The sequence below is a fragment of the Streptomyces sp. NPDC026522 genome (assembly GCF_055567555.1).
Genome location: NZ_JBVHQF010000019.1, coordinates 39,859 through 65,105, shown reverse-complemented (window position 1 = coordinate 65,105; position 25,247 = coordinate 39,859). Strand labels below are relative to the sequence as shown.

The 25,247-nt window shown below is 66.8% G+C and carries 21 protein-coding genes and 2 pseudogenes; 14 read left to right on the top strand and 9 right to left on the bottom strand.

What is annotated here, in order from left to right; translation table 11 throughout:
• Window positions 1–368 precede the first annotated feature (368 nt).
• The 5 genes from ACZ4M3_RS34295 to ACZ4M3_RS34275 all read right to left on the bottom strand — a co-directional run bounded on the left by ACZ4M3_RS34295 (window position 369) and on the right by ACZ4M3_RS34275 (window position 5,492).
• Window positions 369–1,082 carry a GAP family protein gene (locus tag ACZ4M3_RS34295; protein WP_467739416.1) on the bottom strand — a complete coding sequence of 238 codons (714 nt, stop codon included), beginning with the start codon at window positions 1,080–1,082 and terminating at the stop codon, window positions 369–371.
• Complete coding sequence (lanKC, locus tag ACZ4M3_RS34290; RefSeq protein WP_467739414.1) at window positions 1,082–3,679, bottom strand: class III lanthionine synthetase LanKC; 2,598 nt, start codon at window positions 3,677–3,679, stop codon at window positions 1,082–1,084. The genes ACZ4M3_RS34295 and lanKC overlap by 1 nt, the downstream gene beginning before the upstream one ends.
• Window positions 3,680–3,733: 54 nt before the next feature.
• Complete coding sequence (locus ACZ4M3_RS34285) at window positions 3,734–4,357, bottom strand: flavoprotein (protein ID WP_467739412.1); 624 nt, start codon at window positions 4,355–4,357, stop codon at window positions 3,734–3,736.
• Between the two features lie 36 nt (window positions 4,358–4,393).
• The gene (locus tag ACZ4M3_RS34280; protein ID WP_467739410.1) at window positions 4,394–4,744 is read right to left on the bottom strand and encodes a hypothetical protein; all 351 of its coding nucleotides are present in this window, start codon (window positions 4,742–4,744) and stop codon (window positions 4,394–4,396) included.
• Between the two features lie 64 nt (window positions 4,745–4,808).
• Window positions 4,809–5,492 (bottom strand): thioesterase II family protein, encoded by a 684-nt coding sequence (locus ACZ4M3_RS34275; RefSeq protein WP_467739467.1) that lies wholly within the window; start codon window positions 5,490–5,492, stop codon window positions 4,809–4,811.
• Between the two features lie 56 nt (window positions 5,493–5,548).
• Here ACZ4M3_RS34275 and ACZ4M3_RS34270 point away from each other — a divergent pair.
• A protein-coding gene (locus tag ACZ4M3_RS34270) for an IS630 family transposase (protein ID WP_467739408.1) occupies window positions 5,549–6,627 on the top strand; the annotation gives its coding sequence in 2 pieces (ribosomal slippage) (window positions 5,549–6,050 and window positions 6,050–6,627; 1,080 coding nt in all).
• 95 nt (window positions 6,628–6,722) lie between these two features.
• Here ACZ4M3_RS34270 and ACZ4M3_RS34265 read toward each other — a convergent pair.
• Complete coding sequence (locus ACZ4M3_RS34265; RefSeq protein WP_467739406.1) at window positions 6,723–7,736, bottom strand: ribosome-inactivating family protein; 1,014 nt, start codon at window positions 7,734–7,736, stop codon at window positions 6,723–6,725.
• 376 nt (window positions 7,737–8,112) lie between these two features.
• On the opposite strand from ACZ4M3_RS34265, the gene ACZ4M3_RS34260 reads away from it, so the two are divergent.
• From ACZ4M3_RS34260 to ACZ4M3_RS34235, 6 genes and pseudogenes are all read left to right on the top strand, one after another.
• A complete protein-coding gene (locus tag ACZ4M3_RS34260) occupies window positions 8,113–8,577 on the top strand; it encodes a hypothetical protein (protein WP_467739404.1) in 465 nt (154 codons plus the stop codon).
• 462 nt (window positions 8,578–9,039) lie between these two features.
• On the top strand, window positions 9,040–10,302 hold the full coding sequence (locus ACZ4M3_RS34255; RefSeq protein WP_467739402.1) for a hypothetical protein: 1,263 nt from the start codon (window positions 9,040–9,042) through the stop codon (window positions 10,300–10,302).
• Between the two features lie 38 nt (window positions 10,303–10,340).
• On the top strand, window positions 10,341–11,516 hold the full coding sequence (locus tag ACZ4M3_RS34250; RefSeq protein WP_467739400.1) for a NucA/NucB deoxyribonuclease domain-containing protein: 1,176 nt from the start codon (window positions 10,341–10,343) through the stop codon (window positions 11,514–11,516).
• A 15-nt stretch (window positions 11,517–11,531) separates the two neighbouring features.
• Complete coding sequence (locus ACZ4M3_RS34245; RefSeq protein ID WP_467739398.1) at window positions 11,532–12,059, top strand: hypothetical protein; 528 nt, start codon at window positions 11,532–11,534, stop codon at window positions 12,057–12,059.
• 224 nt (window positions 12,060–12,283) lie between these two features.
• Window positions 12,284–12,802 (top strand): annotated as a pseudogene (locus ACZ4M3_RS34240) (transposase); the annotation flags it as partial.
• 106 nt (window positions 12,803–12,908) lie between these two features.
• Window positions 12,909–13,784: pseudogene (locus ACZ4M3_RS34235) on the top strand (IS5 family transposase).
• Window positions 13,785–13,794: 10 nt separating this feature from the next.
• Here the strand turns inward: ACZ4M3_RS34235 and ACZ4M3_RS34230 are convergent.
• On the bottom strand, window positions 13,795–14,316 hold the full coding sequence (locus ACZ4M3_RS34230) for a hypothetical protein (RefSeq protein WP_467739396.1): 522 nt from the start codon (window positions 14,314–14,316) through the stop codon (window positions 13,795–13,797).
• Window positions 14,317–14,645: 329 nt separating this feature from the next.
• On the bottom strand, window positions 14,646–15,119 hold the full coding sequence (locus tag ACZ4M3_RS34225; protein ID WP_467739394.1) for a hypothetical protein: 474 nt from the start codon (window positions 15,117–15,119) through the stop codon (window positions 14,646–14,648).
• A 141-nt stretch (window positions 15,120–15,260) separates the two neighbouring features.
• Here ACZ4M3_RS34225 and ACZ4M3_RS34220 point away from each other — a divergent pair, with 141 nt between their 5' ends.
• Both ACZ4M3_RS34220 and ACZ4M3_RS34215 read left to right on the top strand, forming a co-directional pair.
• On the top strand, window positions 15,261–15,596 hold the full coding sequence (locus ACZ4M3_RS34220) for a hypothetical protein (RefSeq protein WP_467739392.1): 336 nt from the start codon (window positions 15,261–15,263) through the stop codon (window positions 15,594–15,596).
• A gap of 58 nt (window positions 15,597–15,654) precedes the next feature.
• The gene (locus ACZ4M3_RS34215; protein ID WP_467739465.1) at window positions 15,655–15,957 is read left to right on the top strand and encodes a hypothetical protein; all 303 of its coding nucleotides are present in this window, start codon (window positions 15,655–15,657) and stop codon (window positions 15,955–15,957) included.
• A gap of 493 nt (window positions 15,958–16,450) precedes the next feature.
• Here ACZ4M3_RS34215 and ACZ4M3_RS34210 read toward each other — a convergent pair whose 3' ends face one another.
• On the bottom strand, window positions 16,451–16,756 hold the full coding sequence (locus ACZ4M3_RS34210; RefSeq protein ID WP_467739390.1) for a hypothetical protein: 306 nt from the start codon (window positions 16,754–16,756) through the stop codon (window positions 16,451–16,453).
• A 580-nt stretch (window positions 16,757–17,336) separates the two neighbouring features.
• Between ACZ4M3_RS34210 and ACZ4M3_RS34205 the strand changes: the two genes are divergently transcribed.
• The 5 genes from ACZ4M3_RS34205 to ACZ4M3_RS34185 all read left to right on the top strand — a co-directional run bounded on the left by ACZ4M3_RS34205 (window position 17,337) and on the right by ACZ4M3_RS34185 (window position 24,856).
• Window positions 17,337–17,804, top strand: a complete 468-nt coding sequence (locus ACZ4M3_RS34205) for a lamin tail domain-containing protein (protein WP_467739388.1) — start codon at window positions 17,337–17,339, stop codon at window positions 17,802–17,804.
• A 971-nt stretch (window positions 17,805–18,775) separates the two neighbouring features.
• Entirely contained in the window at window positions 18,776–19,126 is a 351-nt protein-coding gene (locus tag ACZ4M3_RS34200; protein ID WP_467739386.1) for a hypothetical protein, read from the top strand.
• Window positions 19,126–19,695 carry a hypothetical protein gene (locus tag ACZ4M3_RS34195; protein WP_467739384.1) on the top strand — a complete coding sequence of 190 codons (570 nt, stop codon included), beginning with the start codon at window positions 19,126–19,128 and terminating at the stop codon, window positions 19,693–19,695. Before ACZ4M3_RS34200 ends, ACZ4M3_RS34195 begins: the two co-directional genes overlap by 1 nt.
• Window positions 19,695–24,449: a putative T7SS-secreted protein gene (locus tag ACZ4M3_RS34190; RefSeq protein ID WP_467739382.1), complete on the top strand. Its 4,755-nt coding sequence runs from the start codon at window positions 19,695–19,697 to the stop codon at window positions 24,447–24,449. Before ACZ4M3_RS34195 ends, ACZ4M3_RS34190 begins: the two co-directional genes overlap by 1 nt.
• Window positions 24,446–24,856, top strand: coding sequence for a hypothetical protein (locus ACZ4M3_RS34185; protein ID WP_467739380.1), 411 nt, complete (start codon window positions 24,446–24,448; stop codon window positions 24,854–24,856). Before ACZ4M3_RS34190 ends, ACZ4M3_RS34185 begins: the two co-directional genes overlap by 4 nt.
• Window positions 24,857–25,247 lie beyond the last annotated feature (391 nt).

Genomic DNA, 25,247 nt, shown 5'->3' with positions numbered 1-25,247 from the left:
GGCCTGGGTGCCTGCCGCGGACAGGGCAGGTCCATCGCTTGCAGTTCCGGGCAGGAGGCCCGGGGCCGTCCAAGTGCGTCCGGGCGGATGCCTGAATGGCTGCCGTGGTCTTGCCGGCTTTCGAGTCGAGCTGGTCCAAGTGGCGGCCCCCGAGCGTCGGCAGGACCGAGGTGCCATTTGGCGTCTTTTCCGGTGACGACCTCACCTCGGTGAAGGGGGGCTTGTGGCGGAGGCGGGCGGGAAGGGGGCCCGCATTCGATGAGGGTGGCTCGTCCTGCGAGCTGGGCGCTGCGGACGCCGTTGAAGAGGGGCGACGTCTATGCCCGTGTAGACGAATGCCGCGTGGATGCGTTCGGTGAGGTCTTTGATCAGCGGGATGAGAGGAGGCCCATGAGACTGTCGTAGACCGTGGTGTTCGACAGGAGCATGAAACCCGCTAGGGCGATGAGCCAGGCGGTGTTCTCCCGGGCGTTGTCCCTGAGCCAGGTATCGATCCTGCGCAGAGGCTTGTGGACCAGGCCCTGAGAGACGAGGCGGGCCACGGTGATGAGGGCGCCGGGGGCGACCATGGTCAGGCAGTAGACCGCCAGGGCGGCGCCCTGGGACGGCCATGGCAGTTCGCTGCGGCTCAGGGTGCCGATGGCCACCAGGTAGGGGAACATCGTGGCCACTTCGAGGAGGACGGCCAGCACGGATACGGTGATCAGTCCACGTGCCGTGGCCGACCGGCCGACCGCCTGCTCCCGCCACCGGGTCAGCCGGCCGGAGCCGGGTTTCTCGCTCCGCAGCAGTCCGTACCAGACGGCGACGAAGAGCAGGGCCCCGCCTGCCACGGCCATCGCCTTGTCACCGGCCGGCGATTCCAGCGCAGAACGCAGTTCCTCGCGGACCGCCGCGAGTGTGCTCATCAGCACTAGGCCGAGCAGGAGATACCCGGCAGCGACGAGAAAGAGGTATCCGAAAACTCGGCCGATCCGTAGCCCCGACGGCATGAGCAAGAACCAGACAGGAATGGCGATGGTGGAGACTCCGAGGGAGTCGAGCAAGGCCAGGGGCAGGATCTCGCCCAGGATGTCGCCCATCACCTGACCCCGGGGAGCCAGTGGTCCCGGCGTCCCTCGGCGAACGCGATGCTCGTGAGCACCCCGGCGCTGCCGGTCCGCAGGTCGCTGGAGAGCTTGTAGTTCCGGGTGCCGGGGTAGTGCAGGCCGCCCTCCTGCGACCGGACCTCGTGCAGGCCGAGCTGGTTCATGTGGCGGTCGATGAATGGCCGGGCCGACTGCTCGTGTCCGTCCCGGGCGAGGGAGGCCAGGCCCGCGATGAATCCTGTCCGCCCGCGGAAGAGCCCGCTCTGGACCATCAGCTCGGGCCCGTTGGCCCGCATCAGATCGGGGATGCCCGCACTGGCGGGAGCCCAGCCATCATGCCGGGCGAACTCCGACAGGACCAGCGCCGTGCCGAGCGAACCGACCTCGATGTAGCCGAGGGTCCGGCGTTCGGCTTCGTTGAACTGCAGGGATCCGTCCGCGCACCGTACGTACCCGGTCAGCTCGAACTCCAGCAACTCTCGGGCCAAGTCCACCGCTGCGGAGTCGTCCACGAGCAGGCCGTACCGGTGGACGGCGAGACCGATTCCCGCGACACCGTGCAGGAGGCCGAAATGAGCTATGTCGGGTGACACGCTGCCCTTGAGCCGGGCCAGGAACCGCCGGGCGCGGTCGACTAGGTCCGCACCGAGCTTCTCGGCGGTGGCCGCGGAGACGAGCGGATCCGGCCCGGCCGCCATCTCGGCAGCGGCCAGGAAGACCCCCCCGAGGCCGCTGAACACGCTGAGCCCGCTGCTGCCGTGTTCCTTCGCCAAGGCGGAGTCAACCAGCCACCGGGCGTGCTCCAGGCGACCGTGTCGCCAAAGGGTGTAACCAGCACCCAGTTCACTGTCGTACAGGCCGCATTCAAGGCGATCGGCGGATTCCCGGCCGCGGACGGCGATCCATTCGGTCACCTGCTCTACCAGCTTCGAGGCATCGAGACCACGCGTACCCAGCAGCGACCACAGCACCCCGGAAGCGCCCGTGGCCAGGCACACAGGAGACAGCGAGAATCCCGAGAAGTCGTTCCGGAAGAGCCGGTCCGTGCGCTCCGGAGTCATGGTGTCCGCGAGACCGGCCACGATCTGGGAGGCCCACTCCTCGAAGCCGAGCGCGTCGTCGAGATGACTGGACGCCGCACGCAGGCCGGCCCGCGCCGTCAGGACGCCGCCCGGCGCGCAGAGCCGCACCACGCGCTCCGTCCACTCGGCCGGCAAGCCGAAGCGCTCTGCGCTGGTGTGCAGGAGCTGCTGGAGCTTCGCGTCGTCCATCCGTATGAGATGGGTGAGCGGCAGGTAGCAGGACAGTTCCATCATCCCGAGGGCGTACTCGTCCGCCGCCCGCCCGGTGCGGGTGTAGTCGTTGAACCCCGGAGCGCCGGGGAAGGGGCGGGGGGCGTCCTCCTTGACGCACGCCTCCAAGTCGATGAACTTGACCTCCAGGTCCGGTGTCACGATGACGTTGCCCGGGTGGACGTCCCCGAAGACGTGACCCCGCTCCCACAAGGACGACAGGAAGGCGCGGACCTGCGTGAGAATGGTGTCGACCTGCTCGCGGTACTCCCTGATGTCCTCTTCCGTGGGCGGCTGGAACGGGTCGGCGCGCAGCAGGTAGGGCTGCCTGGCAGCGCACCACTCCACGAGAGTCGTGCCCCGGACGTACTCCATGACTGTGAACAAGTGGCCCTGCCAGGTGAACTGCTCGTGGACCTTGGGCACCGCGGGCAGGTCGGCGAACCTGCGCAGGGCCTCGTACTCTTGTTCGGCGCGGTGGACGGCGTCGTCGCCGATGAGGTCGAAGCCGGCCGCGGGGCGGGCTTCCTTGAGGACGACCCGGCGCCCGGTGTCCGTGTGGGTGGCGAGGTACACGCCGCCGCTGTTGGAGAAGTGCAGCGTCTTGTCGATCCGGTAGGGGGGGACCGGGTGACCGGTCTCGGGGGGCTGTGGGGCGAACGTGTCGGGCACCGTGACGAACGACGGGGCGCGGAAGGGGACGGACCTGCGGTCTGCGACAAGGCGGCCTTCCGGGTCCTCCAGCGCGAAGGTGACCTTGCCGTCGGCGTTCCGGCAGTATCGGCGGGTGTAGGCGCCGTACCGGACATGGACGACGCCTTCGTCGAGGCGCAGGTCGGAGAGGATGCGCGGCCCCTGCCAGGCCTTCAGCAGTGCGGACAGTTCCGTGGAGAGGGCGACGGACTGTTGCTCGTCGGCAGGGTAGAGGACGATGCCCTTGCCGCTGACCGGACGCGGCGCGTACTTGGCGTTGACCAGCCAGGCGTACTCGTAGCGCGCGAGGAACTTGAAGGGCACGCGGTGCTCGAAGGAGAACGCGGAAACGAGGTCGAGGAGTGGTGCGAAGGTCTCGGGGGTCACCGCGACATGGATCTTCCAGCCCTGGCCACGTATCGGGTCGGGGCCCGGTCGGCAGACAGTCCAGATGCCGTGCTGGGCGTAGTGCCATCCCTCGGTGTAGGGGACAGCGGTCAAGCCACTGCGTATCCGGTCGAACCGAGGGTCCTGTCCGTCCGCCTTCCAGCGTCGGATGTCCTCGTACGCGTCGGGGTCGGCGAACGTGTAATAGAAGTAGTCCATGTGCCCGGCCTCTTTTTGAGCGTCGCTGTCTTTGCGGCCCGCCACCGGTGGGTGTCAGGCGTGTGCGGTCTCGTGTGTGCTTGCCGCGTGGTCGGGTTGGCCGACCACCGCCTCGTACATCCCGATCACGTCCCACAGGGGTGCGGTCACGTCCGTCTCGGCGCCGGTCGAGCGGCTCGTGCCCTTCTGGGGTTTGACAATGTGGTAGTTCGGCACGCCGTCGAGTCTGCGGAGTGCGTCGGCGACGAGCGGATTGCCGGCGACCCCTGGCGGAAAGGTGGGGGCCAGCACGACCGGTGCCGCAGTGCCGAGGGCGGCGAGGTGGAACGGGGAGTGGCCGGAGGCCCCGGCGAGTGCCGAGGTGAAGGCGACGGATGCCGGGAACACGATCAGGCCTTCGTAGTCGGCCGAGATGCGCGTATGGACCGGCTGCAAGTCCTCTTCAGTGTCCCAGGTGTTACGGACCACCGGAGCGCCGGTGAGCGCGGCCAGCGCCGATGCGCTCACGAATTTCCGGGCCGAGTCGGTGAGTCCGACCGTCACCTTGTAGTGGGGGCGGTTGGACGAGAGCCAGTTGAGCCAGAAGGGCAGGTGCGCCGTGGACAACGTGCCTGTGGCCACGAGGAACAGGTTCGCCCGCCTCGACCGGGCCGCTTCGCTCTTGTTGAACTCCGGCATTGCTCCGTGTGCTCCTCTTCCCTCTTCGGGTCCGGGTCATAGATCCGGATAGTCGCGGTATTTCCGTGCTTCACGCTCCGCCTCCCGGTCGAACTTCCGCTCAAGCTCGCGCTCTCGCTCGGGATCGCGGTCCCGGCCGCGATCGCTCTCCTGGACGTCACCCCTGCCACGGTTCCGGGAGGAGCCGAGACCGAAGTCGTCGCGCAACTCCTCGACGAGTCCCTTGGGCTTGCGGCGGCGCATACTCTCCAGCAGCTCGATCCCGCCCAGGATTACGAGGATCACACCGAACGGACGACCCTCAAACCATCCGAATTTGAGATCCGGGAAGAAAATCGCAAGTACCGCACCCGCAACGATTGCCGCCAGCCCGAAAATCCGCTTCACACCTATCAGCTCCCTGGAGCATGTCTGCACTCAGTAAAAGCATGCAACTCGTCTCCACGGTACGTCATATGGTGGGCTCGTCACCACAAGGCAATGGCTGATTAGCGGATGCCAGGCTGAAAATCGACTGCCTGAGCAAGCCGATGTCCTCGGAGACCAGGAAATGGCCACCGGAGAGAATTCGCACCTCGACGTCGTCTCCGAGCTCCGACCACCTGCGCACCGCCTCTACTGGCACCAGTGGATCCTGATCACCGCCGAACACCCGGACCGGTACGGCCAGCGGGCCCTCCTGCGGCTCAAAGCGGAACTCGGCGCACATGCGGACGTCCTCCCGGAGCCGGCCGAGGTAGGGCGCGACCCAATCGGGGTGCTCGACGACCCAGTCGGGGATACTGCCGATCCGGTGCAGATACTGCACGAGAGCCTGGTCGTCTGCATATCCACCGGTGAAATCGCGCCACGGGACGTGCGGCGCGCCAAAACTGGCAACAGCCAGGGCTTTCGGCGTCGGTCCGCCACATTCGCCGAAATGCCGAGTGAGCAGATAGGCGAGGAGGCCACCCATGCTCTTTCCGAAGATGACGAAATCCTCGTCGCCGACCTCTTTCCGGATCAGATCCGCAATGAGTGGTACCAGCGCACCGATACTTCCGGAACGCATTCTCCCGCCTGGCGCCCGGTACCGTGGAAGGGAGACCGGGACGACGTCGATTCCCGGCGGCGCGTACTGACTTCGGCGCGTCAGGGTGAACTGTGCGGAAATGCCTGATGGGCGTGGTGTGGTGACGGTATCCGGGGCGTGTGAGATATGCGGATGGTGGCGGGTTGACCGCTGCGGGACGGGTGCGCCGGGAGTCGGTTCGGATGCGGGCGGCCGAGCTGTTCGAGCAGAGGGTCAAGCCGACGGAGGTGGCTAGGCGTCTGCGGGTGAGCGTGAAGTCCGCTTACCAGTGGCACCAGGTGTGGCGCGAGGGCGGAGCCGAGGCGTTGAACTCCCGGGGGCCGGGCGGGTCGCGGTGCCGCTTGTCCCCGCGCTGCTTGGTGAAGCTGGCCGCCTATCTGGAGCGGGGACCTGCGGTGCACGGCTGGGTGGAGGACCAGGTGTGGACCGCGGCGCGGGTGGTCACGCTGATCAGGCGGAAGTTCCACGTCACGTACAGCGTGTCCGGGGCTACGAGGCTGATGCACAGGCTCGGCTTCAGCCCACAGGTCCCCGCCCGGCGGGTCGCCGAGCGCAACGAGCAGGCTGTCACCGTGTGGAAAGAGGTGACCTGGGCGGAGGTAAAAGGACCCGGGCGGCCTGCGGGGGCTACATCTGCTTCGAGGACGAGGCAGGCTTCACCCGCCGACCGCCCAGGGGGCGCACATGGGGCCGGCGTGGCCGAACCCCGGTCGTCACGGTCAGCGGCCACCGGGCTGGACGCCTGTCCGTGGCCGGGCTGATCGCGATGCGTCCCGGCTCCCGTACCCGGCTGTCCCACCGGCTGGTCACCCACCCCGCGGGTAAGGGCAAGCGCCGCAGCACGAGCGAGCGGGACTTCATCGCCCTGGTCGACGGTGTCCACCAGCTCGTCAAAGCGCCGATTGTGCTGGTCTGGGACCGGCTGAACACCCATGTCTCCCGCGTCATGCGCGAGTTGGTCGCCCGGCGCGCGTGGTTGACGGTTTTCCTCCTGCCCGCGTACGCGCCCGACCTCAACCCTGTCGAGTGGGTCTGGGCGCACGTCAAACGCAGTCTGTCCAACCTCGCCGTCATGGCCCTCGACCGGCTTGAAGCACTCGTCCGCAACCGGCTCAAACGCCTCCAGCACCGGCCCGACACCCTCAACGGCTTCATAGCCGGCACCGGCCTGACCCTCGACACCCCAACCTCATCCTGACAAGCCGAAGCCTGTAGGCGGGGTGCGGGGGTACGCGACGGCCGGGCCCGGTCCGTGGTGGACCGGGCCCGGCGGGTTGCCCGGCGGTGTGGCGGTTAGCCCTGTCCGCTGGCGTACAGGCCGAGGAAGGGGGTCAGGCGGGGCTGGCCGGCGGTGGGGTTCCCGATGTCGGCCACGTTCTCGTACCGGCGTCCGTCGATCGTCACGCCCCGGTCGGTGCGGTGGGCCGCGGTGTTGTGCGCCATGCGGGACAGGTCGCTCCAGCTGGTTTCGAGGTCGGTGCCGAAGTTGCCGAGGTGGGACGGCCGATCCGTGTAGGCCGGGTCACCGCCGCGGAAGATGCTCTGGGCGACGCGGTCCTGGATCCAGCCGAAGCGGGCGGCCTCGGCGGTGGCGCCGATGATGTAGGCCATGGACTGGTTCAACCCAACGGTGTTGCGGTCTTCGACCCGGAGGTTGGTGAGGGTCTGTAGCCGCGCGTACACCATCTGCGCGTTGTAGGTCTGATTCGCCCGCCAATCCGCGGGAGCCGACATCTGCTGGTAGCTGCCGTCGCCGGTGATCTGGTTGAACAGGGGGGCGGTCGGCGGAACCGGATTGGAGGCGCGGCGGATTTCCTCCGGCAGGTGGTTGGTGTACGCGCGGTCGGCCTGGTTGGGGCGGGGGACGATGCGGTAGTGCTGGCCGCGGGCGGAGAAGCCCAGGAAGTAGAGGTTGTCGACGTTGAAGTACAGCGCGAGGTGCGCGTGGTTGCCGTCCGCCTCGTGGGTCCAGACCAGGACCCGGATGACACCGTTGCTGTTGGTCCGGGTCGGGGTGTCCATGTAGCCCGGGCTGTTGCTGACGCCTGCCATCTGGTGGCCGGCGGCGTTGCGCAGCGCGTTCACCATGGCGTTGTAGCTATCAAAGTCTCGGGCCGCGTATGAGCTGCCGTCTGAAAGCCCGTGGTACATGTGCCAGTCGATAGTGGTGAACCGCTGGCTGGTCTCCGCGTTGGCCTTGGGGGCGGCGGCCCCGAAGAGGACGCTGCACGCGGACACCAGGGCGAGCAGCAGGACCGCGAGCTGCTTTCCGGTTCGGTGCGTGTTGGATGTCGGATGCAGGCGCATCGGGTGGTTCTCCTGGAATTCTTGCGCGCGGGTGTGGGCCGCACGGCGAGGACCCCCGCGCGAGCGCCTGCCGCTGCGTCGGGGCAGGGGCGTCCTCGCGGGACGGATGGAGAGGAAGCGGCCGGCGTCCCGCCCGCCGGGCCCCTCGGGTCCCGGCGGGACGAAGGGTCGGCGGCGGAGGGCTTCCGGGTGGCTCCGGGGCCGTCTTCCTCAGGCTTCGATCCAACTCGGGCGGAGGGGCGTGAACCAGGCACTTTCACCGGCACAACTAGGTGGCGCATACTTTTGCCGGTTGGGTTCGCGGCCGAGCGCTACGTGGGGGGGGCTGCGGTGCTGACCTATTCCAAGATCATGACAGCCGGGCGGGGGCGTGACCATGAGTCGCTTCACGGACAAGTTGACCGGCACCAAATATCCCTGCAGGGGAGTCGCCGCGCAGCCGTCGCCGGAGGTGCGGGCCGCACTCCTCGCGATCAACGGCCCGACCGTCAGGTTCCTTGTGCGAGAAGGAACCCCCAAGGAACGCGCCGACGTAGTGGCGGAGTTTGAATACCCGCCGTTGGATCTGACCCTCAAAACCCGCATGCGCCTGAACCCCGCAAAGCACGAAGTCCGTGTCCTTGAGGAGATGTGGGAGCCCACGGCCGACGCAGCCCGCAGACAGTACGGACGCGGACCGGCGCACAAGGTGTATCGGCAGTGGGAGAAGCAGCAGGGGGCGGACGGCCGCCCACGCAAAGTCGAATCGTTCCGGTTCGCCACCCAGGACATGAGGATGCCCCTACAGCAAGTGGTCCTCGGCGCGGGCTGGACGTGGCGAGGTGTGCTGTTCAAACTTTAAGCTTCTTCCTGGTCTGTTTTTGTCACATTCGGTGGTGGTTTCGGCCATCCGACCATCAGCCCACGTCGTAGCGGGCGGCGGCTTGGTGGATGCACCCAAGGACCCGCTCGGAGACCTCTTTAGGCACGTTGACAAACGTGTTGAGTGGCGTCCGGGCCCTCTCGAGGCGGTCGTCGAGGAAATGCCGGTCGCTGCAGCATCGGCTCGTCGGCACGAGGCCGGGTCGATCCTGCGGCCACCGAAGTGGTGATGCTGGCACCCCCCAGAGCGGACTGTCGGATTCCATGTCGGTGGTTGAGCCACCCTTGTACATGTTCCGGTCAAAACGAGCGCAATGTCGTTGTCATGTGCATTCCTTCGGTAGATTCGCCCCGGCATTAAAACGATCTTCATTCAGCAGGGGGAATTTTGCACTTACGGGGAAGACTGCTCGCGGCCTTGTCGGCGGTGGGCGCAGCTACGGTGGTGCCGTTCGCAGCCGCATCACCTGCCAGTGCCAGCGCACCAGTCCAGAGCTGCAACGAAACCCATCAGGCGCGCATCTTCTTCTGGGCCGTGGCCTGCGCCCAGCCGGGACAGCCAGTGATCGGCGCATTCGGCACCTGGCGAAACATACCCATCACCTTCGGTGGCGGCGACGCAGGATCCGTGCAGGCATCGAACTACATGCGGATGGTCCCCAATACCGAAGGAGGCATGTTCGCCAACTCAATCGAGGTCGGCTTGTACGCTGAGAAGACCGGTACAACCACCAGCACATATGGGCCGCGGTGGACCGAACTGGGCAACAGTGGAGGGAAGACCAAGGCCATCACGGCCGGCATCAACCCGGCAGCAGCGGACAACATGAACCACACCTACATGACCATCCGCCAGGCCAGCGGTGACCAGTGGGACGTGTTGTACGACTTCAACTGGGTCGGCAGCACCACCGACCAGCTCAAGGTGCCTCGTGGCAACTCCAACCGCATCGACATAGGCCTGGAAGTCATGGGGCCCCAGAACGTCACGGTCCCCGAGATCGCGAACCGTGTGCAGTTCATGTCGGAGAACAAAGCCTGGTCCAGGGCGGCCACAGCGGACACCGCCCAAGTCGCCACCCTGGGTATCTGCGGGAAATCAAAAGGCCTGCCGTCCGACCCGACGGCCGTCTACACGGCGCCGTACTGCTTCAACACGAAGCTGACCGACACCACACAATTCACCCAGTGGACCGTGAGCAAGCCCGGCCCCGCGACAACTCCCGTCAGCCCGCGGCCTCTCCAGGCGGCCGGGACATTCAACGGTGTGGACCAGAAGAAGCTCTCCAGTTGCCTGGCCACCGACCCCGACTCCTGCCTGACCTCAGTGCCCGGACTGGCCACCTGCGTCCAGACCACCAAGACATGCAACGCCGCCGCACTCCGCACCACTCCGCCTCCCACCCTCCGGGGAAACAGGGCAGAAGGACCGACCGACATCCCAGCCCGTGCCGCAGCGACCTTCGGCGTTCCCCGGAATACCCTCACCGTCAAGACGGGCACCCGAGCACTCACCTCCGGGACCTTCGACCTCAACCGGCAGTCGCCGACCGCCGGCGACACGACTGTGGTGTCAGTGCAGTCTTCGGCGGCGACCCGCGGCCTTGACCGGCGTGACCTGACCTTCCAAGGCTTTCACGCCACCTATTCGGCCACCACCGGCGAGCTCCTGGACGCCTGCTGGGGACAGCTATGCCGCCCCTGATCGCCGCCACAGCGCCTGCCCCAGCCAAGGAGCCTCCCGTGCCCGACGAACCCACATCCCCCTCCGGCCAGCCCATACGGAAACGAGCCGCAGCAGCAATACTGACCACGGTACTCATGCTCGTGGCCGGCCTCGGAACCGCCGGATCGGCCAACGCGGACACCGCGCCCACAGCCGGCCCTCACGCCACGACATCCGCCGGGCAAGAGGACAAGGACCTGCGCACCGAATGCGCCACCCACCCGGAGGCGAATACCCGCAAGGGCTGGGTCAAGAGCCGCTTCGAGACGTGCGTGCACCAACCCGTCTACCTCAAGCTAATAGACGACAAGAAGCGCCTCAGAGGCGAGCTCTGGTTCGACCTGTGGATCCTCGGATTCTCCTACGACGGATCCCGCCGCGTCGACTACACCAGCAGCATCGAAGACATCCGCACCAAGGCGGTCCCCGGTGAAAACCCTTCGACGTGGACGATCGAGCAGAACTTCAGCCACACGATCAACGCCTCGGCCAGCGGCCCCAACCCCCAGATGACCAAACCGGCCGTCACCACCCGCAGCGAGAACATCGCACAGTGGGCCGCAAAACCCTTCTGGCAGCTCAACTACACGTCGCCCGACACCGGCAAACTTGATCCCGCCAACGCACAGATCGTCACCGGGATGGTCTCCCTGGACATGAGGGTGAGCTCACCCACCGCGGTGCCCTGGACGGATCCCGTCATGGCCTACTCCAGCGTCCGCTTCGACTACACCGGCCGCGCGGCAGGCAAGTACAAGGGCACCGTGTTCACCGAAGCGCGCGTGGAACTCGTGATGAGCCTCAAGGACCCCTCCGTGGACCAGAGCGCCCGGCACATACTCGATGCCCAGCAGTTCCCCGAACGCACCTTCCCCTCCTGGGCTGGCAAGACGGTGCCGGGATCGACGGAACCCCTGCACCGCCGCATCAACAAGACCAAGCAGGACGAGAACCGGGACAAGTCGATCAGGGAGTGCAGGGAAGTGTGGGGTGACTACAGCGGGACCCCCCTGGAGTGCGACGAATATCCCTTCGCTTCAACCTACGAAGGCTCGACGAAGGGAGACAACCGCTTCTCGGTACGCCTCATCGATGGAGGAGACAACGGAAGAGGAGGCCTGCTGATACAGAAGGTGTATGAAGAGAACCGGATCCTCGACGGTGATCCCTTCTACGTGAAGATCAACCCCTGACCGATGGAGACGGCGATGGCACTCATCACCGAGTACCGCACTCCCGCCCGCCCGAATTACCGCCTCGTCGAGGTCTACGATGCTGACGCCTACCTCACCGACAGCGCCGCCGTCGACCTGGCCCGCCAGCATGTCGTCGGCGGAAACGGCTATCACCTGTACCTGTACAGCCTGCAGCCGGATGTGACGGTTGAGGTGGCGATCCGCGTCTGGGACGCCCCTCGGCAACCACCCACTGACGTGGAAGGAACCCTGCCGGTGACGATCGAGTCGGAGACCGGGATCCTGGTGGTCGGCCAACTCACCCTCGGTCCTGCCGGAGAGATGACACTGCCCCGCCCTGGCGTGTATGAGGGGCACGCATCCTGGACGGGACGTGCGGCCACGGCGGCCTACTACGCCGAGACCCTTAGCCGGATTGACACCGACTGGACTACCGAGCGGATCGGTCAGGCCTGGAAGCAGAACCCTGTTACCGAGCAGTACACCCTCGACCTCTGGTTCGTAAGGGAATCTGAACCCGAGGACGAGGACGACGAATAGCCCTGGGGACTGCTCCCCCAAACACCACGTGGGGCCCGTGACTTCCCTCCACCTGCGCGGAAGCACGGGCCCTCTTCTCAGATTGCCTGCTACGCCCCACCGCCCTGGGGGGGCGGGCTGCTACTCCAGACCCGGCGCGGCGTGCTATCCCCGCAACTACCTGGCCTTCCTCGGTCTTGCAGCAGCCCTCGCGCTCTACCGGCGGACAGCCGAGATCAGTCCGCCGGGCCGCTCCTCTGCTCGCGCTGGAGCCGGCCCCGCGGCCGGTCGCCGAAGTCGAGCGGTTGTGGATCGTGGACGGCACCCTCATCCCAGTCCGCGACCGCACCATCGCCGCCTCGTCCCGCAACTACCGCTTCTCGGCGAACGTGCAGGTCATCATCGACGCCGACACCCGCTTGGTCGTCGCCAGCGCCCGGCCGGCGCCGGGGAACAAGGCCGATGCCCACGTCTGGCGGGAGTCGGATCTGCCGGCAGCCGCGGCCGGCACGACGGTGATCGCGGACGGCGCGTACCTGGGAACCGGCCTGATCGTCCCGCACCGCAGAAGGGCAGGACGCCCCCTCCTGCGCGGCCAGGAGGAGGACAACGCCGAACACCGACGCGTCCGGGCCCGCGTCGAGCACACCTTCGCCCGCATGAAGAACTGGAAGATCCTCCGCGACTGCCGCCAAAAAGGAGACGGCCTCCACCACGCCGTCCAGGCCGTCGCCACCATGCACAACCTCGCCATGACACAGTGAAAGATGCAGGTCAGGCGCCACTTCGGCCTGCCGAAGCCGGACCTTCGGCAACACCTTTTAGGCCGTGTATCGAAAGTGGATCTTGGGCTGTGAATGATCACGGTTCATGGGTCGGGGAGACCTCACGGACGAGCAGTGGGCAGTGCTGGAGCCGTTGTTGCCGAAGGGGACGAAGGCGGGACGGCCACCCGTCTGGCCTCGGCGGCAGCTGATCGACGGCATACGGTTCCGGGTCCGGACCGGTGTTCCGTGGCGGGACGTGCCCGTCGAGTACGGGCCGTAGAGCCGGGTCTACGACCTGTTCCGCCGATGGCAGCGGAACGGCACCTGGCACCACATCCTCACCCGGCTGCAGTCCCTGGCCGACGCGGAAGGCGCGATCACGTGGGACCTGAACGTCGATTCCACAGTCTGCCGTGCCCACCAGCATGCGGCCGGAGCCCGAAGGCAGGGTTACCTGCAGAAGGAACCACCAGGCGGTGTCCATGAAGAGCCCAGAGATCACGGACTGGGACGGTCGCGCGGCGGGTTCACCACCAAGCTGCACCTGGCCGTCGAGCAGGGCCAGAAGCCCATGGCGATCGTGGTGACCGCCGGGCAGCGCGGGGACTCGCCGCAGTTCGAACCCGTCCTGGCAAAGGTCCGCGTGCCCAGCCTCGGGCCGGGCCGGCCACGCGTCCGCCCCAACCGGGTCCGCGCGGACAAGGCGTACGCCTCCCGCAAGAACCGTGCCTACCTGCGCCGCCGCGGGATCCGCTGCACCATCCCCGACAAGGCCGACCAGGCCCGCAACCGCCGGAAGCTCGGTTCCCGCGGTGGCCGGCCACCGCACTTCGATCCGGTCGACTACCGCGAGCGCCACGCGGTGGAGTGCGGGATCAACCGCCTCAAGAGACACCGAGCTGTCGCCACGCGATACGACAAACTCGCGGTCCGCTACGAGGCGACCGCCCTCGTCGCGGCCATCAACGAGTGGCTGTGACCCTCGGCCATCACACGATGGGATCCACGTTCCACGTCTCCGGCAGATCGCTGCCGCAGAAGACGCAGACGAAGTCGTCCTCGTGCACGATGTTGTGCTCCTGGCAGTCAGGACACCGGCGGAACACCACCTCGTGGGTGAAGCTGGAGGGCCGTTCGATCCCTACGTCTTCCAGAGCGCGAGCGACTGCCGACCAGGAGCCGATGTCGGGGCAGTATCCGGTGGACTGGTTGCTGACCGTGCTCACAGCCCACCGGTCCCGCTCGCGCACGAAACCAATCTCGCCGGCACTCAAGACCATGGCTCCGCCGGCACAGGCCACGTGCTCGCTCCGTCGCGGCGCCAGCCGAAGCACACCGTCCACGCCGACCACGAAGGTGAACGGTTCGGTCAGTTCTGCTGCCGATAGCTCAGCGATCCAGCTGTCGAAGTCAGCCGCCGAGCCGATCGGGCACCCGCCGCTGTCAGGCCGGACCGCAGCCTTCAGCTCGACCGGTCCGACGTATCGGTAACTCCGCCCCCGCGTACTCACGTCAGCCAACCTAGAGCACTTCCGACACATCCTCCCAGCTCATACCCCTCACCCTCCCCGAACTCTGACGCCTGATCAGCCGACTCACTCGGCCCCGTCCGAGCATCGACCACATCCTGCACTGGTCACACTGGCGACGACGACGCCAGTTCCAAGCCCGCATCAGCCACTACAAACGACGCGGCCACACACCACCAGAAGCCAACAACCCATCACGGCAAAGACCGTTACAGTACTAGGCGGCAACACCATCGAGACCGGCATTCCTATCGCCTCGTCGCCGCCCGCCTCCAGGCCGAACTCATGATCAGTTGATCGTCGACAGACGGCTATCGAACAGGACCGCACTCATCGACCAGAACGTTCGGCTCCGACAAGAACACGTTCGGGTCGACGGGCCCATAGGCAACGTTGAACGTGTCGAGCCAGTACGACCAGCCTCGTATTCCGGCGGCGCTACTGAACCGATAGTTCAACTGCCAACGGATCCACTGCCCCGGGGCCAGACGCACTGCCGGCGGGCGCCGCGGGCGCGGCGGCAATCCGAACAACGGCTCCACACGCGCCAGCACGCGGAGCCGGTCGCCCTCGTCTCGCAAGCTGAGTCCGACCTGGCGCAAGTCCTTCTCGCTTTCGTGCGGCTCGAAACCGTCACGCTCGGACATCTGGATGACCTGGGCGAAGGAAGACGGCACTGGTGACACCAGGAACCCCGTTGGCGCTGAGTTCCTGCGGGCAGCAGCGTCACCGCCCCTGGAGTGCTTCGTCCAGGACGTCCTGATCCACTGAACCGTGATCTCCACTGGAACCGCCTTTCGCCCCGGACACTACGGCGACCACGGCCTGCACGGCACTCTGGGTTCGGCTCGCTGCTCGGCGGCCCGGAAGATTCTGGCTGAGACGGACCTATTGCACAGCGCTAGACTCCAGCGGAGGAGGCGAAGATGGTGCTGAACAAGAAGGGTTCCCGGCGCATAACCGTTGACGGGATCGAGTACCGCTGGCGGATCCGCAGGAAGCCCTCCTACATGCAGGGACTCTGCTGGACACCGATGACCTATGCGGTTGAAGCGGCCAGCGGCAGCCAGCCGGGCACGCCGTTGATCGTCACCAGCGGTCAGGCCCATCCCAGTAACTGGGTGGGCGTCGAGACGGAGCCCATTCGTCCGGCTCACGTTGCTGCCAGCATTCGAAAGGCGCGGGATCAAGGCTGGGATCCAACCCGGGTCGGTTCTCCTTTCCAGCTCGACCGATCCGCAGGATTCATCGCCCAGCCATGAGACAAGGCGGAGTAGCGCGGTGCATCTGGCCCGGCATCATGGCCTGCTGACCACATGGATGCGCTGTTACTGGGACGAGGAAGACACCTGGTTCTACTTCGAGGTCGACGCCGAAGGCTGGGTGATCCGGCAGGTCGAACTCGAAGGGCCAGAGCTGATCCCGATCGCAGCAGCCTCCCTCGCCGAGTGGCAGCGGGCCCGCGACGCGGGCCGCCTCGGTGATTACGACAGCAGATTCGGGATTACTGCCGAGCTGCCCGTCTCGGAATGGGAAGGCCACGACCCCGAACAACTCACCTTCGAGGAGTTCGAGGAGGTCTGGGGCTCTGCCCGTCAGCAGATCGCATCCCGGCCCAGCTGACCTCTCGGCGCCGCACTGGTGTGAAGATCGTGGAACTCCCGGGCGGGCCGGCGTTCCATGGTTGGTGCCTGCATCGGATGGCGGCCCTGCAGGCGTTACCGGCGGCCGCCCTGATGTGTCTGGTGTTGTTGCCTGGGCGCAGGGATTGCCGTCTACGATCCGCAGACGCCCTGCCGCCGTTTCGACGAGCCGGACTGCGTTGACTCACGTGTTGAGTGGCGTCCGGGCCCTCTCGAGGCGGTCGTCGAGGAAATGCCGGTCGCTGCAGGATCGGCTCGTCGGCACGAGGCCGGGCCGATCCTACGGCCACCGAAGTGGTGATGCCGGCACCCTTCAGAGCGGACTGTCGGATTCCATGCCGGTGGTTGCGCCACCCTTGTACATGTTCCAGTTAAATCAAGCGCAATGTCGTTGTCATGTGCATTCCTTCGGTAGATTCGCCCCGGCATTAAACGATCTCCATTCAGCAGGGGGAACTTTGCACTTACAGGTCCTACCACCACCTCCGCCCCCCGGCTCCGGGGACAGCGGTCACGGTCAGTACGGCGACCGCCCCCGCGGGCAGGCTCTCAAGCGTCACCGTGACCACAGTGGCGGGCGACGGTACGAGACGGACCTGAAGCAACGGCTCACCCTCGCCGCTTCGGCCGGAGTCCTCACGGACGGCCGGCAGGGCGCACCCACACGGGCCGGACTTTCCGACCCTGCGGTGCTGCCACAGGCGCATCAGTGCGCCCAGCGCGTGCAGCGCGCTCAGGGCGGCCGGGACGTGGCCCGCCGCCTCCATGAACGCCGTCATGTAACTGGCTCCATCTATCGGGACCGGAGCACCTGGCGGTGCTCCATCGCGTCCTAGACGCCGCCCGAACCGCCGATATCCGCCCTGCCACCACAGGGTTCACTCGGAAGAGTGCTCATCCGCACATGTATGCGAGTTCTCGCCGTGCCTGAACGCGGTCGGGTCGGCCTGCCGCTGAGGGAAGTAGCGGTTCCGTGGTCGAAGTGACATGCGGGCTATGGGTGTGCGTGCGAAGAACTGTGCAGAACGGTTGTTACTTGATCAACTACTCCGGGTGGGTGAGACGGGTCAGGAGTGTGCCTGGTGGTGCGCCGGAGCGTGTTGTCGCTGGGTGCCGTTTGTGGGGCGGGTGAGCGTGGGGCCGACGAATGTCAGGGCCACGCCCGACAGGTTTGTATGGGGTGTACAGGCAAGCGTGACGGAAATGTCTATGTCCGGTAACCGCCCTCACGGCGTGCTGCGCCTGGGCTGGGCGGGGGTCGAGAGTGTGGCCCTCGGCTCACTCCGGGCCGGGAATTCCGCACCGGTTGCCGTCTCCTGCTTCGGCAGGTGGGGCACTGTTGTTGAGGGAGCGTCACCCATGTCTTCTGCTTCTTCCTCCGTCCGTCGTATCGCCGCGACCGTCCTGGCCGCCGGGGCCGTGGTGGGCGCTGCCGCCCTGCCGGCGACCGCACAGGACCGAGACCACGGCCGGCATTCGCGGGTGGAGATCAGCCGGGTCCAGGCCGACAGCCCCGGACGCGACGACCGCTCCAACCGCTCACTCAACGCCGAGTGGGTGGAGATCACCAACACCACCCGCGACGCCGTCAACCTCCGCGGCTGGACTCTCCGCGATGAGGACGGCAACCGTTACCGCTTCGATAACGTCCGCATCAACGGCCGCGCCACCCTCCGCATCCACACCGGCACCGGCCACGACACCCGCACCGACCTGTTCCAAAACCGCCGCGACTACATCTGGGACAACCACGCCGACACCGCCACGCTGCGCGATGACCGCGGCCGCACGGTCGACACCGAGTCCTGGGGCCGACGCCACCACTGACCGGTGTCAAGGTGTCGGCGGCCGCCTGGACGGCGGGCGACCGCCCGCACCGCACTTCACAGCGCAAGCCGGCCGGCCCGGACAACGGAGCAGGGCAGTACCGGCTGAGGGGCCTGAGGGCTGTGGCACCGGAAGAGAACCATGGGCCACAGCCCACGGGATCGGGCTTCGGCAGCGGCAGGCCGAAGCGGGCGAAGAGGAGTTGAAGCCCGGGAGTCAGGGGGGAAGGGTGACTGCCCAGGCCGGTGTCGCCTACCGCGGGGGAGCGGTATGCATGTGCGTCGCGACACTTGGAGGAACGATTCACCGGGCCAAGAGGTAACGATCCCTCCCCGCGCCGCCTGGCCAACGATGGACTTCACCGAGTGAGCCCTACCGAGTGGACGCCACAGGGTGCGCGCACCGGATGACGATGGACGTCGCTTCGGTGTGCCCCGCGATGTCCGACACCGAACCGATCCGGTGTGCGCCACCCGACGATGCACAACACTCTCGCGCGCACCTGGTGCACCACTCCCTGCACAACACAGCACAGCGCCCCGGCCCCCTGGACGGAACACTGCTTGACGTGACAGACCGGCCCCCGCAGGAAGTCGGGGCGGTCTTGATGTCGGTGCACGGCGCTGTCGGGTCGGGCGGCCGATCCGGCTATGACCCGGCCGAAGGTGAACGTGGCACCGGCGACGTCGGCCGGTTCGTGTGGCGGGGCGACGTTCCGTAGGCGCTGCAACGCTGGTCGGACCAGGTCCCGTGCCAGGTCCCGCCCGCCTGGGATGTCCTGGTATTCGCTGAGCTGGTTCGTTGGTGGCTGGTTCGTCTTGGTCGTGTTGTTGATCAAGGTTAGTGTTCGTGTCTTTGGGGTCTGTTGGCCTGCTGGGGAGCGAGGGGTTGTGGGTTTGGCTGGGGAGATAGCCGCGTTCCGTGAGGGGGGCGGGGAGCCCGGGCGTTTGGTGGGGGAGTTTCGGCGGGCTGTGTTGCTGGTTCCGTTCGCGGCGGGTTCGGCCGACGGCGTGGACGGGTTGATGTCGGCGGTGTCGGGTGGTGTGCGCTGGTTGTACGCGTTCACCGACGAGGAGGCGCTGTCCCGGTTTGCCCTGGCGCGTGGTGAGGGCGGCCGGGAGTGGCCGTATCTGGCGGTCCTTGGTGCGCGTCTTGTCGACGCGATCGTTCCCCAGGTGGGTGGTCCTGCCGGTGTGGCGGTGAATGTCGCCGACGGGGACGGGTCGATGTTGTTCCCGCCGGTTGCCGGGATCGTGCCCGACGCCTGCGCCGTGGACGTCGAACCCGAGGCCGACCACGAGGCTGCGGCGGGGGTGGCGTGATGGCCGCTGACGGTGATGGTGACCTTGAGGTGTCGCCGCAGGCGGTGGCCGCGATCCAGAAGGGGTTGCGGGCGGCGATCTCCGAGCTTCGCGAGTCGGGGGACGCGGCCGGTGCCGAGATGGGAGCGGGTTTCGAGAATCTGTCGATGACGGCGATGGAGACCGGGCACAGCGGGTTGTCGAAGGACTTCGAGGACTTCTGCGAAGGCTGGGAGTGGGGGGTGCGCTCCCTCATCCTGGACGCATCAGCGCTCGCCGCCAATTTGGGGATCGCCGCGGGCACGGTGTGGGAGGAAGACCACTACCTCCAGGGTGCCTTCAAGGTCGGTGCGAACTCGTTGTACGGCAATCCGCACGCCGCCGAGGACGAGATCGAGGAGAAGTCCTGGGGTGACATCTTCCGCGCTGACGTCTACAAGCCGGACTTCAGCGCTCAGTCGGTCGTCAAGAGCAACGAGGACATCGACAAGATCTGGTCGGACACCAAGGACACGGTGACCTCGACGGGGAAGATCGGCTCGATCAAAGACCTGCTCGAGCAGGCCGAGAGGTATGGGGAAAACCGCTGATGGGCTGGGGTGACTACATACCGGACTTCGTCGAGGACATCGCGGAGGACAGCGCGGAGAAGGTCGGGGTCGTCGTCCAATGGGGCGGGAACAAGGTCGCCGACCTCGCCGATGACGTCGGCCTGGACGACGCCGGGAACTGGATCCGCGACAAGAGCCGCTCCGCCGCCAACCAACTCGGCGCGAACGTCACCGAACTCGAACTCGGGCAGACCCAGGATCCGAGGAAGCTGGTCTACGGCAGCGTGCCGAAGATCCGCGCACAGGTCTCCCACCTGAACGACTTCCAGACGGCGTTCGAGTCGGTCGGCAACGGGCTGAAGGCCATGACCGAGCCCGCCGGTCTGAAGGGCAAGGCGGCCGAGGCGTTCGCCAAGGCGGTGGCCAAGCAGCCGCCGCGCTGGTTCAAGGCGGCCGAGGCGTTCGGGAAGGCGGCCGACGCCATGGGCCGCTTCGCCGACACCGTCGAATGGGCACAAGGCCAGGCCAAAGAGGTCCTGGAGGAGTACAACCAGGCCAAGAAGGCATCCCAGGACGCCTACAACGCGCACAAGAAACTCGTCGACACCTACAACGACGCCGTCCGCGCCAAGAAGGACCGCCTGCCGCCGCGCCCGTCGGAAACCTACGACGACCCCGGCACCGCCATGGCCACCGCCGCGCAGGACAAACTCGACAACGCCCGCAAACAGCGTAATGAGCAAGCCCAGACCGCGGCCACAGCAGTCCGCGCGGCACGCGAGGTGGCCCCGCCCAAGCCCTCGTACGCCGAACAGTTCGAAAACGGCATGCTCTACAACGGCCTTGCCATGACGCACCTGGCGGGCGGCGTGATCAAGGGCACCGCCGGCATGCTGGACTTCGCCCGGGGCCTGAACCCTTACGACCCCTACAACCTGACCCACCCCGCCGAGTACGCAACGAGCCTCAACTCGACCGCGGCCGGCCTGGTCACGGCGGTCAACGACCCATGGGGCGCGGGCAAGCAGCTCCTCGACGAGTTCATGAAGGACCCCAACGAAGGCATCGGCAAGATGCTTCCACAGCTTGTCGGCTCCAAGGGACTGGACGCCTTCAAAGAAGCCGGTTCCGCCGCCAAGTACGCGGACGACCTGAAAGGCCCAGGCCGCAGGGCGGTAGCCGAAGACGGGCCAGATCTGCACAACAGGCCCGATGAGGGGAAGACCACGGGCCACACCGATCCGGTGGACCTGGCCACGGGGCTCATGTACCTGCCTCAGACGGACCTGGTTCTCCCCGGCACCCTTCCCCTGGCTTTTACCCGCCGAGCGGAGTCCGGGTATACGGCCGGCCGCTGGTTCGGCCCGTCATGGGCCTCTACGATCGACCAGCACTTGGAGATCGATGCCGAGGGTGTAGTGCTGGTCAGCGACGACGGCCTGCTCGTCGCCTACCCGCACCCGGACCCCGGCCACCCGGTGCTGCCAGCAACCGGGCCCCGCCATCCGCTGGAATGCACACCGGACGGCGATTGGACGCTGACCGACCCAGCGACGGGCCGGGTCCGCCGCTTCTCGCCAGCGCCGGGCTGGAACGGTAAGGGGGACGGTCTCGCTCCGATCGCCCAGTTGGAGGACCGCAACGGCAACTTCATCACCTTCGAGTACGACCACACGGGCACCCCGCTGGGAATAGCCCACTCCGGTGGCTACTACCTGCGCTTCGAGACCACCGAGGGCCGTATCACCGCCTTGCACCTGACCGGCGGTCCGCGCGTCCTCGCGTACGGTTACACCGACGGGAACCTGACGGAAGTCGTCAACTCCTCCGGGCAGCCGATGAGGCTGGCATATGACGACCGCGGTCGCATCATTTCCTGGACCGACACCAACGGCAGCCGCTACGACTACGTCTATGACGAGCAGGACCGCTGTGTCGCAGAAGGCGGCACTGAGGGACACCTCGCGCTGACCCTTACCTACGACACCCGCGATCCGGAAACCGGCCACCGTGTCACCGCCGTCACCACTGCCGACGGGTACACCCGCCGATACCTGATCGACGAGCGGTGCCGTGTCGTTGCCGAGATCGACCCGCTGGGCGCGGTCACTCGCTACCAGTACGACAGTGCCGGGCGCGTGATCAGTCGTACCGATCCGCTGGGCGCGACCAGTCTCCAGGAGTACGACGAGGCGGGGCGGATCACCCGTTCGATACGCCCCGATGGCCGCACGGCCGGCAGCAAATACGACGAGCTGGGCCTGCCGGTAAAGGTAGTCAACGCCGACGGCACGGTCTTGCGCCAAACCTACGATGAGCGGGGCAACCGCACCTCGCTCACCACCTCCGCCGGCGCCGTCACCACCTTCACCTACGACGAACGCGGCCACGTCGTCACGGTGACCAACCCGTTGGGCGCCGTTACCCGCTTCACCACTGACGCGGCCGGTCTGCCGGTCACGATCACAGACCCCCTCGGCGCCACCTCCCGGTTCGAGCGTGACGCCTTCGGGCGCCCGGTGCGCGTGACCGACCCGCTCGGCGGGGTGACGGCCGTGGAGTGGAACCCCGAGGGCCGTCCCGTCCGCAGGGTCGACCCGGACGGCGCCGAGTCGGTGTGGACCTACGACGGCGAGGGCAACTGCACCGCCTTCACCGACCCGGCAGGCGGCGTCACCCGCTTCGAGTACACCCACTTCGACCTCCTCGCCGCCCGGACCGGGCCCGACGGCGTACGGTACGAGTACACCTACGACGCGCTGCTGCGCTTGACCTGCGTACGCAACCCTCAGGGCTTGCTCTGGGAGTACAAGTACGACGCGGCGGGGCGGCTGATCTCAGAGACCGACTTCGACGGCCTGACCCTGACCTACTCCTACGACCCGAACGGGCGGCTGCGCTCACGCGTGAACGGGCTGGGCGAGGAGATCACGTACGATCGCGACGTACTCGGCCGGATCATCCGCAAAACCTCCCCCGCGGGTACAGCGACTTTCGAATGGGACGTCTTCGACCTGCCGGCCGTATCGGTCTCCTCCGACGGCACCAGACTGGTCCGCATCCGCGACCGGCACGGCCGACTGGTAGAGGAGCAGGTCGACGGCCGCACGGTCCGCTACACGTACGACGAGCTGAGCCGACCGGTCGGCATGACCACACCCACAGGAGCGGAGACCCGCTGGACCTACGACGAAGGCGGCCACTGCACCGAAATTACCGCCTCCGGCCGGACCCTGACCTTCGAGCGGGACGCAGCCGGCCGGGAACTGACGCGACGCATCGGCAACACCACGGAACTGCACCAGACCTTCGACGCGGTGGGCCGGCTCATCAACCGGCACGTCACCGGCTCGGGCCAGCGGACCCTGCTGCGCCGCGGCTACAGCTACCGTGCCGACGGCAACCTGCTGGCCATCCACGACGAGGCTGCGGGACCACGAACCTTCACCCTGGACTCGGCAGCCCGGGTCACCGCCGTGGATGCCGCCTCCTGGTCGGAGCGTTACGCCTACGACGAGGCCGGCAACCAGACCGCGGCCGCCTGGCCGGAGCAACTGGGCACAGAGGCCACTGGTGAACGCGCCTACACCGGGACGCGGATCACTCGCGCGGGCCGCGTCCGCTACGAGCACGACACGCAAGGCCGCGTGATCCTGCGACAGAAGATCCGGCTATCCCGAAAGCCGGACACCTGGCGCTACACGTGGGACGCGGACGACCGACTCACGGAGGTGACCACCCCGGACGGGACGCGTTGGCGATATCGCTATGACGCGCTGGGCCGCCGTGCCGCCAAGCAGCGCCTCGCGCTGTACGACTCGCCCGACATTTCGGCGAAGCCGGACGAGGTTGTAGAGGAGACCGTCTTCACGTGGGACGGCCCGACTCTCATCGAGCAGACGACACGCTCGGCGGGCAACCCGCACGAGGTCACACTCAGCTGGACGCATTCCGGCCTGCACCCGCTGACGCAGGTGGAGTCCATACGCCGGACGTCGCAGGAGCCGGACAGAGCGCAGGTCTTGCAGGTCTCGAAGGCCTCGCAGGAGGAGATCGACAGCCGGTTCTTCGCCATTGTCACCGACCTGGTCGGCACACCGACCGAATTGATCGACGAACAGGGAGAGGTCGCCTGGCGCACCCGCTCAACCGTATGGGGCACGACGAGCTGGAACAGGGACGCCTCCGCCTACACCCCACTGCGGTTTCCGGGCCAATACCACGATCCGGAGACCGGGCTCCATTACAACTACTTCCGCACCTACGACCCGGAGACCGCCCGCTACCTGACAGGCGACCCGCTGGGCCTCGCGCCGGCCCCGAACACCGTCGCCTACGTCACCAACCCGCTCGTATGGGCGGACCCCCTGGGCCTCAACCCGAAAGAGGCCCAGGAGCAGAAGGCCCTGCCGCCAGCCAGGCGTGAACCCCCGCACCTCGAGGGAGCACCGATCCTCGCGCGTTTTGCACAGCCAGGCGAGGAGTTCAACATGGTGGTTTCGGCAGGTCAGAAGAGGCCGGGTGGATTCGGTACCTTCGACGACGTCCCCAACCAGCAGTTCGTTCGCGACCAGCTGGCTGTCCGCACCGACTGGAAAGACGACGTCTCGCTCCTGCAGCGCTACCGCATCTCAGACGGAGACCCGATCCTCGTCCAAGAGAGCATCATCGGACCCCAGATAGACCCGAAACTCGGCCATCTTCCCGGCGGCGGAACTCAAATAGAAGTCATGGAATTCACAGACCGAGCCCGGCTGATCCCAGTCGGCCCACCCACGGAGATTCCCAAGTGACAACAGACAACAAGGACATCCTCATCACCTGGACGGAAGGTGACACCACGGTCCGATGGAGCGGCCCCGCCGGAGCTATCGAGAAGTCATACGGGCTTCCACCGCAGGCTGTCATGGCGTGGAGGGAACACGACGAATCCCTGGTGTTGGTGGTGGAAGCGCTCAACGGCGCACCCTTCACTCCGTCCGACAACGCGGTGGTCTACAATCCCGACGGCACAGAGCGCTTCCGGCTGCACCCGCCGCGCGACCTGCTGCCGAACCCAGACGACGTACACGGCTTCTACGATGCCTTTCCGCAGGACGAGAGGCCGCTTCTGATCATGGTCACGCGCAACGCAGGAGATTTCCACGGCCGCATCGACCTGGAGTCAGGCGAGATCGTGGACACCAACACCTGGCGATGAGTGGGAGGAAGCCGTGACGCGACTGGAACCACGGTGACACCACAATCCGGCCCCCGCTGATGCCCAGAAGCCCAAGTCTTGGACTGCCGTGAGCGCACGGCGACGGCGTCCGACCTGGGCTCTCTGTGTTGGCCTGATCAGTGCCTGCCACGCTCAGCGGCTGATAGCAGTTCGGTTTCCGTCGCTGCGGTCATTGGACGCGGCAGCCGGTCTGTTCCTTGCCAAGTCGGGCCGTGGCCCGCTGACCCATGAATGGGGAGGCGTAAGTGAGTGACTGGATCCCGCGCGAGGAGTGGGTGAAGACGCAGCCCCAGGCGCTCGTGGCGTCGTGCGTCATGCTGCTGGACCATCAGGACCGAATGCTTCTCTCCGGTACGGCCCCGGCCAGGAG

Bases quoted from the DNA above. Each gene is read 5' to 3' on its own strand.
- ACZ4M3_RS34295 (WP_467739416.1), bottom strand. From the start codon at position 1,082: ATGGGCGACATCCTGGGCGAGATCCTGCCCCTGGCCTTGCTCGACTCC.
- lanKC (WP_467739414.1), bottom strand. From the start codon at position 3,679: ATGGACTACTTCTATTACACGTTCGCCGACCCCGACGCGTACGAGGAC.
- ACZ4M3_RS34285 (WP_467739412.1), bottom strand. From the start codon at position 4,357: ATGCCGGAGTTCAACAAGAGCGAAGCGGCCCGGTCGAGGCGGGCGAAC.
- ACZ4M3_RS34265 (WP_467739406.1), bottom strand. From the start codon at position 7,736: ATGCGCCTGCATCCGACATCCAACACGCACCGAACCGGAAAGCAGCTC.
- ACZ4M3_RS34260 (WP_467739404.1), top strand. From the start codon at position 8,113: ATGAGTCGCTTCACGGACAAGTTGACCGGCACCAAATATCCCTGCAGG.
- ACZ4M3_RS34245 (WP_467739398.1), top strand. From the start codon at position 11,532: ATGGCACTCATCACCGAGTACCGCACTCCCGCCCGCCCGAATTACCGC.
- ACZ4M3_RS34220 (WP_467739392.1), top strand. From the start codon at position 15,261: ATGGTGCTGAACAAGAAGGGTTCCCGGCGCATAACCGTTGACGGGATC.
- ACZ4M3_RS34215 (WP_467739465.1), top strand. From the start codon at position 15,655: ATGCGCTGTTACTGGGACGAGGAAGACACCTGGTTCTACTTCGAGGTC.
- ACZ4M3_RS34210 (WP_467739390.1), bottom strand. From the start codon at position 16,756: ATGACGGCGTTCATGGAGGCGGCGGGCCACGTCCCGGCCGCCCTGAGC.
- ACZ4M3_RS34205 (WP_467739388.1), top strand. From the start codon at position 17,337: ATGTCTTCTGCTTCTTCCTCCGTCCGTCGTATCGCCGCGACCGTCCTG.
- ACZ4M3_RS34195 (WP_467739384.1), top strand. From the start codon at position 19,126: ATGGCCGCTGACGGTGATGGTGACCTTGAGGTGTCGCCGCAGGCGGTG.
- ACZ4M3_RS34190 (WP_467739382.1), top strand. From the start codon at position 19,695: ATGGGCTGGGGTGACTACATACCGGACTTCGTCGAGGACATCGCGGAG.